This is a genomic window from Pseudomonas sp. 18.1.10 (genome assembly GCF_024655625.1).
Taxonomy (GTDB): domain Bacteria; phylum Pseudomonadota; class Gammaproteobacteria; order Pseudomonadales; family Pseudomonadaceae; genus Aquipseudomonas.
The window spans coordinates 1-13544 of record NZ_JANLGL010000160.1 but is presented as its reverse complement, the minus strand read 5'-3'; the positions used below and the strand labels follow the sequence as shown (position 1 = coordinate 13544).

At 62.3% G+C, this 13544-nt stretch carries 13 protein-coding genes; 4 read left to right on the top strand and 9 right to left on the bottom strand.

The genetic code is table 11. From position 1 onward, the window contains the following. Positions 1-78: 78 nt before the first annotated feature. From NUV89_RS22115 to dadA, 6 genes are all read right to left on the bottom strand, one after another. Positions 79-2001 (bottom strand): acetyl-CoA hydrolase/transferase C-terminal domain-containing protein, encoded by a 1923-nt coding sequence (locus NUV89_RS22115; RefSeq protein ID WP_257782975.1) that lies wholly within the window; start codon positions 1999-2001, stop codon positions 79-81. Between the two features lie 137 nt (positions 2002-2138). Then, positions 2139-2549 (bottom strand): cytochrome c5 family protein, encoded by a 411-nt coding sequence (locus NUV89_RS22110; protein WP_026136673.1) that lies wholly within the window; start codon positions 2547-2549, stop codon positions 2139-2141. A gap of 181 nt (positions 2550-2730) precedes the next feature. Next, positions 2731-3279 carry a cupin domain-containing protein gene (locus NUV89_RS22105; protein WP_005792468.1) on the bottom strand — a complete coding sequence of 183 codons (549 nt, stop codon included), beginning with the start codon at positions 3277-3279 and terminating at the stop codon, positions 2731-2733. Between the two features lie 116 nt (positions 3280-3395). Continuing rightward, a complete protein-coding gene (gene alr / locus NUV89_RS22100) occupies positions 3396-4469 on the bottom strand; it encodes an alanine racemase (RefSeq protein WP_257782974.1) in 1074 nt (357 codons plus the stop codon). Positions 4470-4547: 78 nt separating this feature from the next. Continuing rightward, on the bottom strand, positions 4548-4901 hold the full coding sequence (locus NUV89_RS22095; protein WP_257782973.1) for a RidA family protein: 354 nt from the start codon (positions 4899-4901) through the stop codon (positions 4548-4550). Beyond that, positions 4873-6174 (bottom strand): D-amino acid dehydrogenase, encoded by a 1302-nt coding sequence (dadA, locus tag NUV89_RS22090; protein WP_257782972.1) that lies wholly within the window; start codon positions 6172-6174, stop codon positions 4873-4875. Before dadA ends, NUV89_RS22095 begins: the two co-directional genes overlap by 29 nt. A 155-nt stretch (positions 6175-6329) precedes the next feature. Here dadA and NUV89_RS22085 point away from each other — a divergent pair, with 155 nt between their 5' ends. Continuing rightward, complete coding sequence (locus NUV89_RS22085; protein ID WP_003176896.1) at positions 6330-6818, top strand: Lrp/AsnC ligand binding domain-containing protein; 489 nt, start codon at positions 6330-6332, stop codon at positions 6816-6818. Positions 6819-6976: 158 nt separating this feature from the next. Here the strand turns inward: NUV89_RS22085 and NUV89_RS22080 are convergent, their stop codons facing one another. Next, entirely contained in the window at positions 6977-7330 is a 354-nt protein-coding gene (locus NUV89_RS22080) for a YkgJ family cysteine cluster protein (protein WP_016975913.1), read from the bottom strand. A gap of 115 nt (positions 7331-7445) precedes the next feature. Between NUV89_RS22080 and NUV89_RS22075 the strand changes: the two genes are divergently transcribed. Further along, positions 7446-8738 carry an FAD-binding oxidoreductase gene (locus tag NUV89_RS22075; RefSeq protein WP_257782971.1) on the top strand — a complete coding sequence of 431 codons (1293 nt, stop codon included), beginning with the start codon at positions 7446-7448 and terminating at the stop codon, positions 8736-8738. Here NUV89_RS22075 and NUV89_RS22070 read toward each other — a convergent pair whose 3' ends face one another. Then, positions 8739-8963, bottom strand: coding sequence for a DUF1127 domain-containing protein (locus NUV89_RS22070; RefSeq protein WP_257782970.1), 225 nt, complete (start codon positions 8961-8963; stop codon positions 8739-8741). 166 nt (positions 8964-9129) lie between these two features. On the opposite strand from NUV89_RS22070, the gene NUV89_RS22065 reads away from it, so the two are divergent. Both NUV89_RS22065 and NUV89_RS22060 read left to right on the top strand, forming a co-directional pair. Next, complete coding sequence (locus NUV89_RS22065; protein ID WP_257782969.1) at positions 9130-10554, top strand: PLP-dependent aminotransferase family protein; 1425 nt, start codon at positions 9130-9132, stop codon at positions 10552-10554. 62 nt (positions 10555-10616) lie between these two features. Further along, a complete protein-coding gene (locus NUV89_RS22060) occupies positions 10617-12176 on the top strand; it encodes a phospholipase D family protein (protein ID WP_257782968.1) in 1560 nt (519 codons plus the stop codon). 124 nt (positions 12177-12300) lie between these two features. Here NUV89_RS22060 and NUV89_RS22055 read toward each other — a convergent pair whose 3' ends face one another. Next, on the bottom strand, positions 12301-13443 hold the full coding sequence (locus NUV89_RS22055; protein WP_257782967.1) for an MFS transporter: 1143 nt from the start codon (positions 13441-13443) through the stop codon (positions 12301-12303). Between the last annotated feature and the right edge of the window lie 101 nt (positions 13444-13544).

The window sequence follows — 13544 nt, the reverse complement described above, 5'->3', positions numbered from 1 at the left end:
GTGTCAGGCGACATCAATGTCGCTGTACCACCGCTATCGCAGGCAAGCCAGCTCCCACAGTTGGTTTTGTGGTGCTTGTTAGTGTGCGGTGGCCTGTAGGCCGGCGAGTAGCAAGCGCTGGTACAAATCCTCTTTGAGCCCTTCCGGGTTATCCAACCCCATCCGCTCCAAGTGCCCGGGAAACACCTCCGGCTCCGGCGCATCCAACGCCGCCTTGCCCAACTCCAGAATCTCCGTCAGCTTGAATTTGCTCTTGAGCCAATTCAACGCGCGCAACAGATCCCGCTCTTCATCGCTGAAATCGCTGCCCAGGGGATACTCCGGAAACATCCGCAGATGCCGCGCCTGGATGGCCTTGAGCCGCTCCGGCGTGTTGTCGGCAAAGCGCACATCCAGCTGGAAATCCTTGGGCAACTTGCCGGCCTTTTGCGCTTGCTCGATCAAGTCATCCTGAAAACGTGAGTCCGTGATATTGAGCAACGCCTCGATCACCTTGGCATCCGTCTGACCGCGCAAGTCGGCGATGCCGTACTCAGTGATGACGATATCCCGCAGGTGCCGGGGAATGGTGCAGTGGCCGTAGTCCCAGACGATATTGGAACTGACCTCCCCCGCCGACTCGCGCCAGCTGCGCAGGATCAGGATCGACCGCGCACCTTCCAGCGCATGGCCCTGGGAGACAAAGTTGTACTGCCCGCCGACGCCGCTGAGCACGCGGCCATCCTCCAACTGGTCGGCCACACCGGCGCCGAGCAGGGTCACCATGATCGCGCTGTTGATAAACCGCGCGTCCAGGCGTTGCAGGCGCTTGAGTTGTTCCTGGCCGTACAGCTCGTTGATGTAGCTGATGCGGGTCATGTTGAATTCAAGGCGTTTGCCGTGGGTCATTTCCTGCAGGCGCTGGTAAAAACTCCGTGGGCCGAGGAAGAAACCGCCGTGGATCGAGACGCCATCGGGTTGTGCCGCCTCATCGAGCAGGCCAGCATTGGCTTGCTCCTGGGTCGCCACATCCGGGTAGACCTTGCGCCGCACAATACCGGCATCCGCCAGCACCAGCAGGCCGTTGACGAACATTTCGCTGCAACCGTAAAGGCCACGGGCGAAGGGCTCGACGCCGCCTTCACGGCTTATCAATGGCGCCCATTGGTACACATCGAGGTCGGTCAGCAGCAGCCGATAGGCTTCGTTGTCGGCCTGGCGCGCCAACAGTGCGGCGGTGAGTGCATCCCCCATGGAGCCGATGCCGATCTGCAAGGTGCCACCATCGCGCACCAGGGTGCTAGCGTGCAGGCCGATAAAGTGATCCTGGACGCCCACCGGCATATTCGGCGTGGAGAACAACGTGGTGCTGTCTTTTTCGTCGATCAGGTAATCGAACGCGTCCATGCCCAGCTCGGCATCGCCGGGCATGTAGGGCAAATCGGCATGGACTTGGCCGACGATCAGGACGGTTTCCCCGGCATTGCGGCGCTTGGCGATCATCGGCAGCAGGTCGAGGGTGATGTCAGGGTTGCAGCTCAGGCTCAGCCGATCGGGGTGTTCGCTGCTGCTGGCCACCAGTTGCGCCACCAGGTTCAGGCCGGCGGCATTGATATCGCGGGCGGCGTGGCTGTAGTTGCTGCTCACGTAATCCTGCTGGGCCGAGGTGCTGTGGAGCAGGCTGCCGGGCTGCATGAAGAACTGCTGCACGCGGATGTTTTTTGGCAGGCCGTCTTTGCGCAGGGCGGCGAGGAAATCCAGCTCGGGATAATCACCAAACACCCTCTCGATAAAAGGTTCGAGAAAGCGCTTCTGCAAGCCGTCGCCCAGCGGGGGGCGGCCCAGACTCAGTGCGGTGTAGATCGTCAGCGACCGCTCCGGCAGTTTGGCGATGCGCCGGTACAGCGCATTGACGAACAAGTTGGGTTTGCCCAGGCCCAAAGGCATGCCCATGTGGATATGCGCCGGCAAGCGCGCCAGTACGTCGTCAACTGCCTGCTCGATTGAACACAACTGCACCATCCGACCCTCCTGAACATTCCGTGATTAGGGGTTGGACAGAGAGTGGCGGGTGTTTGCTGCAAAGAACAGCCCTGAAACAAAAATCGCGGGCACAAAAAAGCCGCTCGTAAGCGGCATTTTTGCCGAAGATCGGCGGATTAGAGCCCGGACATCTTCTTGATAGCGCCTTTAAGGTCGTCATCCGAGCAATCAGCACAGGTGCCTTTCGGCGGCATGGCGTTGATACCGGTGATCGCCTTGGCCAGGATGCCGTCGAGGCCGCCCTGGTGATCGGCGCGCTCTTTCCAGGCGGCGGTGTCGCCGATTTTCGGCGCGCCCAGCAGGCCGGTGCTGTGGCAAGCGTTGCAGTGCTTGGCGATGATCTCGTCCGGGGTTTTCGCCCCGCCGCCGCCCGCTACCACGGCGACTTCCATGCCCTTGCATTCCTGGCCCTGGACGCAAACCTGGCCAACAGGCTCAAGGCGCTTGGCAATATCGTCATTGGTCGCAGCTTGAGCGCTGACAGCCCATAGGGCCAGTACGGTTGCTGGTGCAGCCAGCATTTTCATAATTAGGTTCACGCGTTCACCCTCAATGGTGGCTATTCACGCCTGCGGCCACGGTTTCGCAGGCGGCGAAAGTATAACGGTTAGCCCGCCTGGCCGAAACAACCCTATTAAATAAAGGGAGATTCGGCTTCACGGATACTGCTGCGGGTGCCTCTGCAACGCTGGCAGGGCGCCTCTTTTCTTAAAAGTTCGCGGGTGTGGCTGCGCTGATTAGTCGCGCCGGCACGTCGAACGGATTGCGAAAACGATGGGGCTTGGTGCTTTCAAAGTAGTAGCTATCGCCGGCTTCGAGCACAAAAGTTTCAAGACCGACCACCAATTCCAGGCGGCCCTCCAGCAGAATCCCGGTTTCCTCGCCTTCGTGGGTGAGCATTTCTTCGCCCGTGTCGGCGCCCGGCGGGTAGATTTCGTTGAGAAACGCAATCGCCCGGCTAGGGTGCGCCCGGCCTACCAGTTTCATGGTCACGGCGCCGTCGGAGATGTCGATCAGCTCATTGGCTTTATAGACGATCTGCGTCGGTATTTCCTGGAGGATTTCCTCGGAAAAGAACTCGACCATGGACATGGGGATGCCGCCCAGCACCTTGCGCAAGGAGCTGATCGAGGGGCTGACGCTGTTTTTTTCGATCATCGAAATGGTGCTGTTGGTGACACCCGCGCGCTTGGCGAGCTCGCGCTGGGAAAGACCCTTCAGTTTACGGATGGATTGCAGTCGTTCGCCGACGTCCAATGCAGGAGCCTCCTAGGATTCAGGCTTTGTTGTAATTGAGCGTTATCATGGCGACAGCGTTCAGTATTTACAACACTTGGGCCTAAATCCCGGGCAGCGATGTTCGTGCCTGGCGGTCAGTTGCCGGAATAGAGCCTTGGCACTCGACGCAGGTTGCAGAAGATCTGGTACGGAATGGTCTCAGCCGCCACGGCGATGTCGCTGGCGAGGATGTTTTTGCCCCACAGCTCCACCGTGGAACCGAGACCCGCCTGGGGCACATCCGTCAAGTCGACGCACAGCATGTCCATGGACACACGGCCCAGCAATTGACTGCGCTGCCCGGCCACCAGCACCGGCGTGCCGGTCGGCGCATGACGCGGGTAGCCGTCGGCATAGCCCATGGCAACCACCCCGATGCGCATCGGCTTGGGCGTGATGAACCGCGCGCCGTAACCCACCGGCTCACCGGCCGGCAGTTCGCGTACGCAGATCACTTTCGATTCCAGGGTCATCACCGGCTGCAAACGCGCGGCCACGGCCTGGTCTTCGCCAAACGGCGTGGCGCCATACAGCATGATGCCGGGGCGTACCCAGTCGCTGCCTACGTTCGGCCAGCCCATCACCGCCGGCGAGTTGCGCAGGCTGACCTCAGCCGCCAAGCCTTGGCGCGCCGCTTCGAATACTGCGACTTGCTCATCGCTGCGCACACAATCGAGCTCATCGGCGCGGGCGAAGTGGCTCATCAACACGATCTTGGCGACTTTGCCGCTGGCCAGCAGGCGTTGGTACGCCTCGTGGTAGTCCTTGGGATGCAGGCCGACGCGATGCATGCCCGAATCCAGCTTGAGCCAGATGGTCAGCGGCTTGGTCAGATGGGCTTGCTCGATAGCGTCCAACTGCCACAGCGAATGCACCACACACCACAGATCATGCTCGTTGATCAGCGGCAGCTCACTGGCTTCGAAAAAACCTTCCAGCAGCAACACCGGCGCACGAATACCGGCGGCGCGCAGTTCCAGTGCTTCTTCGATGCACGCCACGGCAAAGCCGTCGGCCTCGGCTTCCAGCGCCTGGGCCACGCGCACGGCGCCATGGCCGTAGGCATCGGCCTTGACCACGGCAAGGGCCTTGGCCCCCGTGACTTCACGGGCCAATTGGTAGTTATGGCGCAGGGCTTGGAGATCGATCAGGGCACGGGCAGGACGCATGGCGGCAGGCTTCTAGGCGGCAGAGTGAAAAAAAACCGGTGCCGCCCAATAGCGTCGGCACCGGGAGAGGATCTGGGTTTACGGCAGCGCGGCCACGACGGACAGCTCCACCAGGATTTGCGGTTCGCACAGCTTGGCTTCAACCGTGGCGCGGGCCGGGGCTACGCCTTTGGGCAGCCACTTGTCCCACACCGCGTTCATGCCGGCGAAATCGGCATTGATGTCCTTCAGGTAGATCGTCACCGACAGCAACTTGGTCTTGTCGGTGCCGGCCAGGTCCAGCAAACGCTCGATATTGGCCAGGGTTTCACGGGTCTGCTGTTCAATCCCGGCATTCATGTCGTCGCCGACTTGCCCGGCCAGATACACGGTACCGCTGTGGACAACGATCTGGCTCATGCGCTCATTGGTGAGCTGGCGCTGGATTGACATGTTTTGCGGACTCCTGGTGGTTGCCGTAACGGGAAATATCAAGGCCAGCGGCGCTGATCTGTGGGGTCTTCTTCGCCATCAGGTCGGCCAGCAAGCGGCCCGAGCCGCAGGCCATGGTCCAACCGAGGGTGCCGTGGCCGGTGTTCAGGAACAGGTTCTTGAACGGCGTGGCACCAACAATCGGCGTGCCGTCGGGTGTGGTCGGGCGCAGGCCGGTCCAGAAGGTGGCCTCACTCAAATCACCGCCCTGAGGATAAAGGTCGTTGACGATCATCTCCAGGGTTTCGCGCCGACGCGGGTTCAGCGACAGGTCAAAACCGGCGATTTCCGCCATGCCGCCGACGCGGATGCGGTTGTCGAAACGGGTGATCGCGACCTTGTAGGTCTCGTCGAGAATGGTCGACGTCGGCGCCATCGCCGGGTTGGTGATCGGCACGGTCAGCGAGTAACCCTTGAGCGGGTACACCGGTGCCTTGATCCCCAGCGGCTTGAGTAGCTTCGGCGAGTAGCTGCCGAGGGCCAGTACGTAGCGGTCGGCGGTTTCCAGCTTGCCGTCGATCCACACGCCGTTGATGCGCTCGCCAGCGTAGTCGAGGCGCTGGATGTCCTGTTCGAAGCGGAATTCCACACCCAACTGTCTGCACATCTCAGCCAGGCGCGTGGTGAACATCTGGCAGTCGCCAGTCTGGTCATTCGGCAGGCGCAGGGCACCGGCGAGGATGTCGGTGACACTGGCCAGGGCCGGCTCTACACGGGCGATGCCGGCGCGGTCGAGCAGTTCGAACGGCACGCCGGACTCTTTCAGCACGGCGATATCCTTGGCGGCGCCATCCAGCTGGGCCTGGGTGCGGAACAGTTGGGTAGTCCCCAGGCTGCGGCCTTCGTAGGCAATACCGGTTTCGGCGCGCAGTTCGTCGAGGCAGTCACGGCTGTACTCGGACAGGCGCACCATGCGCTCTTTGTTCACGGCATAGCGGCTGGCGGTGCAGTTGCGCAGCATCTGCGCCATCCACAGGTATTGGTCGATGTCGGCGGTGGCCTTGATCGCCAGCGGCGCGTGGCGCTGCAGCAACCACTTGATGGCCTTGAGCGGCACACCCGGCGCGGCCCATGGCGAGGCGTAGCCTGGGGACACCTGGCCGGCGTTGGCGAAACTGGTTTCCATCGCAGCGGCGGGCTGGCGGTCGACCACGACCACTTCAAAGCCGGCCCGCGCCAAATAGTAGGCACTGGTCACACCAATGACGCCGCTACCCAAGACCAGAACGCGCATTTTTATATCCTCATCGCGGCTTGACCGCCGACGTGTGTTATTCGAGCAATGATGAGCGCAGTGTAAAAAACTATTGCCAGTGCATTTCACTATATAACCGCCTATATTTGGCGACAATTCTCGGCAAAAACCCTTTTCACAGAGGCGTATCCCCTATGCGTACCAACACCCAGACCAAGCGGGAGCTGGACAAGATCGACCGCAACATCCTGCGCATCCTGCAAACCGACGGGCGCATTTCGTTCACGGAGCTGGGGGAAAAAGTCGGGCTGTCGACCACGCCGTGCACCGAGCGCGTGCGCCGGCTGGAGCGTGAAGGGATCATCATGGGCTACAACGCGCGGCTCAATCCCCAGCATTTGAAGGGGAGTTTGCTGGTATTTGTCGAGATCAGCCTGGATTACAAGTCCGGCGACACCTTTGAGGAATTCCGCCGCGCCGTGCTGAAACTGCCCCACGTGCTGGAGTGCCATTTAGTGTCGGGGGACTTCGACTACCTAGTGAAAGCGCGGATTTCCGAGATGGCCTCGTACCGCAAATTGCTCGGCGATATCCTGCTCAAACTGCCCCATGTGCGGGAGTCCAAGAGCTATATCGTGATGGAAGAGGTGAAGGAGAGCCTTAACCTGCCGATCCCGGACTGACTGGCACACTGCGGTCAAATGTGGGAGCTGGCTTGTGTGGGGGCGGCGGTGCGACGATTCGACTTGCTCGCGAATGCGGTGTGCCAGTCACTGAATGTGTTTCTGACACACCGCATTCGCGAGCAAGCCCGCTCCCACAGTTAATCCGGGTACCCCCGTCAGACCAGCACCTGCCGCGTGCTCGCCATGTATTCGTGGATCTGCTTCTCCACCCGCGGGTGAATCAGCTCCACCGGCCGCCGCCCATTGGGGCACGGCAAGGTCTTGGTCGTACCAAACAACCGGCAGATCAACGGCCGCTCGTCATACACCGTGCAACCGTTGGGCCCCAGGTGCACACAGTTCAGCTCGTCCATGGCCGCGTCCTGCTCGGCCGCGGTCTTGCGTGGCAGGCGCGACATTTCCTCGGGCGAGGTGGTCACCGGCCCGCAGCAGTCGTGGCAGCCGGGGACGCACTCGAACGAAGGAATCTGTCGGCGCAGCGCGCTGATTTTCTGGCTGTTGCAACTCATCGAAACAGGTACCGAACGGCGGATAGGCGTGGATTCTGCCGCAAAACCCCGCGGTGAGACAGCTTCGTCCGACCGCTGTATCCTGCGTCAAATTTTCCAAACAGGGATGTTCCCCATGACCGCCAGCGCCCGGCACACCACGTCCTACTACGCCGCCAGCAGCGTGCCGCAACCCGATTACCCGGTGTTGGCCGGCGAAATCACGGCCGACGTGTGCGTGGTCGGCGGTGGATTTTCCGGGCTGAACACCGCCCTGGAACTGGCCGAACGGGGCTTCAGCGTGGTGCTGCTGGAAGCACGCAAGATTGCCTGGGGCGCCAGCGGGCGCAACGGTGGGCAGTTGATCCGTGGCGTCGGCCACGGCCTGGACCAGTTCGCCAACGTGATCGGCACCGACGGCGTGCACCAGATGAAACTGATGGGCCTGGAAGCCGTGGAGATCGTGCGCGCGCGCGTCGAGCGCTGGCAGATCCCCTGCGATTTGACCTGGGGCTATTGCGACCTCGCCAACAAGCCCCGCGACCTGCACGGCCTTGCCGAAGACGCCGAAGAATTGCGCAGCCTCGGCTATCGCCATGAAGTGCGCCTGCTACAGGCCAGCGAGATGAGCAGCGTGATCGGCTCCGACCGTTATGTGGGCGGCATGATCGACATGGGCTCCGGCCATCTGCACCCGTTGAACCTGGCGCTGGGTGAAGCCGCCGCCGCGCAGCAACTGGGCGTGCAGCTGTTTGAGCAATCCGCAGTGACGCGTATCGACTACGGCCCCGAGGTCAACGTGCACACTGCCCAGGGCAACGTGCGCGCCAAGACCCTGGTGCTGGCCTGCAACGCCTACCTGAATGACTTGAACCCGCAACTCAGTGGCAAAGTGCTGCCGGCTGGCAGTTACATCATTGCCACCGAACCGTTGAGCGAAGCCCAGGCCGCCCAACTGTTGCCACAAAACATGGCCGTGTGCGACCAGCGGGTGACGGTGGACTACTTCCGCCTCTCCGCCGACCGACGCCTGCTGTTCGGCGGTGCCTGCCACTACTCGGGCCGCGATCCGCAGGACATCGGCGCCTACATGCGTCCGAAAATGCTCAAGGTGTTCCCGCAACTCGCCGAGGTGAAGATCGACTACCAGTGGGGCGGCATGATCGGCATCGGCGCCAACCGCCTGCCGCAGATCGGCCGGCTGCCCGACCAACCCAACGTGTATTACGCCCAGGCCTACGCAGGCCACGGCCTCAATGCCACGCACCTGGCGGGCAAGCTGCTGGCCGAAGCCATCAGCGGCCAGCAACAGGGGCGCTTCGACCTGTTCGCCCAGGTGCAGCACATCACCTTCCCCGGCGGCAAGCATCTGCGCTCGCCACTGCTGGCCTTGGGCATGCTCTGGCACCGGCTCAAAGAGCTGGTGTGATTAATCGCGCCAGAACGGTTTAACCCCTTCCTGGCGCGCCTGTTCTGCACTGAGGCCAATGTCCCGCAGCTGCTCGGCGGTCAGCTCCAGCAAGGCCTTGCGCGTGTGACGGCGATGCCAGAACAGACTCCAGCGGCTGTTGGCCGGCGCCGCCAGCGGGCGCCCCTGCCCCGCGTCCAATTCCTGACCGTGTAACGCCAACCGCACATCGCTCATGCCGCTCATCGTGTTGCCCCTCAGTTGCCTGTTGCCGTGAGTGACTAGGATGGGCGCGCGGGCAAAACCATTACAGATTCAATCAATTTTTATTAAATCCATACAGACACTGCCTATGGGGGGCTGAATCCTGTATTTTCGCTGCATCTGTACCGGTCTCCTGGGAGCGACCACCATGACCCTCTACGTAAACCTCGCCGAACTGCTGGGCACCCGCATTGAACAAGGCTTCTATCGCCCCGGCGATCGCTTGCCCTCCGTACGGGCCTTGAGCGTGGAACACGGGGTCAGCCTGAGCACCGTGCAACAGGCCTATCGTTTGCTGGAAGACAACGGCATGGCGATGCCCAAGCCCAAGTCCGGCTACTTTGTGCCGGTCGGCCGCGAGCTGCCGGCCCTGCCGGAGATCGGGCGTCCGGCGCAACGCCCGGTGGATATTTCCCAGTGGGACCAGGTGCTGGATCTGATCCGCGCCGTCCCGCGCAAAGATGTCATACAGATGGGCCGTGGCATGCCGGATGTATTGTCGCCGACCCTCAAGCCCCTGCTGCGCAGCCTGGCCCGCGTGAGCCGGCGCCAGGATCTGCCGGGGCTGTATTACGACAACATCATGGGCTGTATGGAATTGCGCGAGCAGATCGCCCGACTGTCATTGGATTCCGGCTGCCAGCTGAACGCCGACGATATCGTCATCACCACCGGCTGCCATGAGGCACTGTCCGCCAGCATCCACGCCATTTGTGAGCCCGGGGATATTGTCGCGGTGGATTCGCCGAGCTTTCACGGCGCCATGCAAACCCTCAAGGGGCTGGGCATGAAAGCCCTGGAAATCCCCACCGACCCGATCACCGGTATCAGCCTCGAAGCCCTGGAACTGGCGCTGGAACAGTGGCCGATCAAGGTCATCCAGCTCACCCCCAACTGCAACAACCCCCTGGGCTACATCATGCCGGAGGCACGCAAGCGCGCACTGCTGACCCTGGCCCAGCGCTTTGACGTGGCGATCATCGAAGACGATGTGTATGGCGAATTGGCCTACAGCTACCCGCGCCCGCGCACGATCAAATCCTTCGACGAAGATGGTCGCGTACTACTTTGCAGCTCGTTCTCAAAAACCCTGGCCCCCGGCCTACGCATTGGCTGGGTGGCGCCCGGCCGTTATCTGGAACGGGTGCTGCACATGAAATACATCAGCACCGGCTCCACCGCGACCCAGCCGCAGATCGCCATTGCCGAGTTTCTCAAAAGCGGGCATTTCGAACCGCATTTGCGGCGGATGCGCACCCAATACCAGCGCAATCGCGACTTGATGCTCGATTGGGTCAGCCGTTACTTCCCAGCGGGTACGCGGGCCAGTCGCCCCCAGGGCAGCTTTATGCTGTGGATCGAGCTGCCAGACGGCTTCGATACCCTGAAACTCAACCGGGTGCTGATGGAACAAGGCGTACAGGTGGCCGTGGGCAGTATCTTTTCGGCGTCCGGTAAATACAGGAACTGCCTGCGCATGAACTACGCTGCCAAGCCAACCCCGCAGATTGAAGAAGCCGTGCGCAAGGTCGGCGCCGCCGCGATCAAGCAGCTGGCCGACACGGTGGACTGACCTTTCGCGGGAAATGGCCGTCATATGCCTACAACCGCCCTGACCCGGAAGCGACTCCCTTGATGATTCGACGGCTACTCCCGCTTCTCCTGCTGGGCGCCCTGGGCGGCTGCGCCACGGTGAGCACACCGCGCATCCCCAGCGACGCCCTGCCCGCCGCACAGTCGTCATTCGGCCGCTCGATCCAGGCCCAGGCCGCGCCATATCAGGGCCGCTCCGGGTTTCGCCTGCTGCCCAACAGCAGCGAAGCCTTCATGGCCCGCGCCGAATTGATCCGCAACGCCCAGACCAGCCTCGATTTGCAGTACTACATCGTCCACGACGGCATCAGCACGCGCATGCTCGTGGATGAACTGCTCAAGGCCGCCGACCGTGGCGTGCGCATTCGCATCCTGCTGGACGACACCACCAGCGACGGCCTCGACCAGATCATCGCCACCCTCGCCGCCCATCCCAAGATCGAAATCCGCCTGTTCAACCCGCTGCACCTGGGCCGCAGCACCGGCGTGACGCGGGCGATGGGGCGCCTGTTCAACCTGTCGCTGCAACACCGGCGCATGCACAACAAGCTGTGGCTGGCCGACAACAGTGTCGCCATCGTCGGCGGGCGCAATTTGGGCGATGAGTATTTCGACGCCGAACCGAACCTGAATTTCACCGACATCGACATGCTCAGCGTGGGCCCGGTGGCCGAACAGCTCGGGCACAGCTTCGACCAGTACTGGAACAGCGCCCTGAGCAAGCCGATTGATGACTTTGTGTCCATCAGCCCGTCCAAAGGCGACCTGGCCGCCGTGCGCGAGCGCCTGCAAGCGTCGCTGGCCGAATCGCGCCAGCAGAATCATGCGCTGTACAACCGCCTGCGCACCTACCAGACCCAGCCACGCATGGACATCTGGCGGCGCGAGCTGATCTGGGCCTGGAACCAGGCGCTATGGGATGCACCGAGCAAAGTGCTGGCCACCGCCGAGCCCGATCCTCGATTGCTGCTGACCACCCAACTGGCGCCGGAACTGGAAGGGGTCAACCACGAGCTGATGATGATCTCAGCGTACTTTGTGCCGGGCGAACCCGGGCTGGTGTACCTGACCGGTCGCGCGGACGCGGGGGTGTCGGTGAGCCTGCTGACCAACGCCCTGGAAGCCACCGACGTGCCGGCCGTGCACGGTGGTTATGCGCCGTATCGCAAGGCGCTGCTGGAACATGGGGTGAAGCTCTACGAGTTGCGCCGCCAACCGGGTGATGGCGGCGGCAGCGGGCCACACCTGTTTCGGCGCGGCACCTACCGGGGTTCGGATTCGAGCCTGCACAGCAAGGCGATGATCTTTGATCGGGAAAAATCCTTCATCGGCTCGTTCAATTTCGACCCGCGTTCGGTGCTGTGGAACACCGAGGTGGGTGTGCTGGTGGACAGTCCTGAATTGGCGGAACACGTGCGCAACCTGGCCTTGCAGGGTATGGCGCCAGCGTTGAGTTATGAGGCGAAGTTGCAGGATGGCCAGGTGGTGTGGGTGACGGAGGATGACGGCCAACTGCATACATTGACCCGTGAGCCGGGCAGTTGGTGGCGGCGGTTCAATGCGTGGTTCGCTACTAGCGTGGGACTGGAGCGCATGCTCTAAAAACACCACCGATCCACTGTGGGAGCTGGCTTGCCTGCGATGGCGGTGAATCAGACGGTACATGTGCTGGCTGGCCCACCGCTATCGCAGGCAAGCCAGCTCCCACAGTTGACCGTATTTCAAATCAGGCTGGCTGCGTTACACCGAACGCGCCTTGGCGCAACAGCAACAACACCAAGCCGAACGCACCCGCCGCCATCAACCACGGCAACGCATGCCCACTGACCCACTGGCTCCCCGCCCCCGCGACCAACGGCCCGATCAGGCAACCGATGCCCCACAACTGCGCCACGTGGGCATTCGCCCGCACCAGCGCATCGTCGCGGTAGCGCTCGCCGATCAGGATCAGCGACAAGGTGAACAAGCCGCCAGCACTGGCACCGAACACCACCCACACCGGCCAGATCAGCGGCGTGTGCAGCAGCACCGGAATCGCCAGGCTCGACGCCAGCAACAGCACGGCGCACGCCAGGAACAGCGAGCGGCGCGGCAGGTAGTCGGCCAGTGCGCCGATGGGCAACTGCAACAGCGCATCACCCACTACCACGGTGCTGACCATCGCCAGGGCGATCTCGGCAGTGAAACCCTGTTGCAGGCAATACACCGGCAGCAGCGTCAGAATCATCGCCTCGAACGCGGCGAACAATGCCACCGCCCAGGCAATCGCCGGCAGGCTCCGACAGAAGCGCCAGAGATCGGCGAAGGTCACGCTGAACGACTCGGCAGTCGGTGCGCCGGAGCGCCCCAGCAACAGCACGGGCGCGACCACCAACAGGCCAACGCCGACCCAGAAACCGTAATCATGGTCGGTACCGATCACACCCAACAGCAATGGCCCGGACAGCTGGCTCAGGGCATAACTGCAGCCATACAACGCCACCAGCCGGCCACGCCACTGCTCGACCACCAATTGGTTGATCCAGCTTTCCCCAAGGATAAACACGATGGTCAGGATCACCCCGATCATCAGTCGCAGCACCAGCCACACCGGGTAACTGGGCAAAATCGCGAGCAAGCCGATGGACACCGCACCGGCCCACAGGCACAGGCGCATCAGGTTGGCAGTGCCCAGCCAGGAGGCCATGCGGCTGGAAATCTTCGCGCCCAGCAGTACGCCAAAGGCCGGCATCGCCGCCATCACACCGATGGCGAAGCTGCCGTAGCCCCAGCCTTCAAGGCGCAGGGACACCAGCGGCATGCTCACGCCCAGGGCCAGGCCGACGCTGAGTACCGAGGCCAGGACGGCGAAATAAGTCGCCCAACGCATTTCCACGCTCCTGTGGATAACTTTGAGAACACACAAAACAACTGTGGGAGCGGGCTTGCTCGCGAATGCGGTGTATCAGTACCAGATGAGCTGGCTGATCC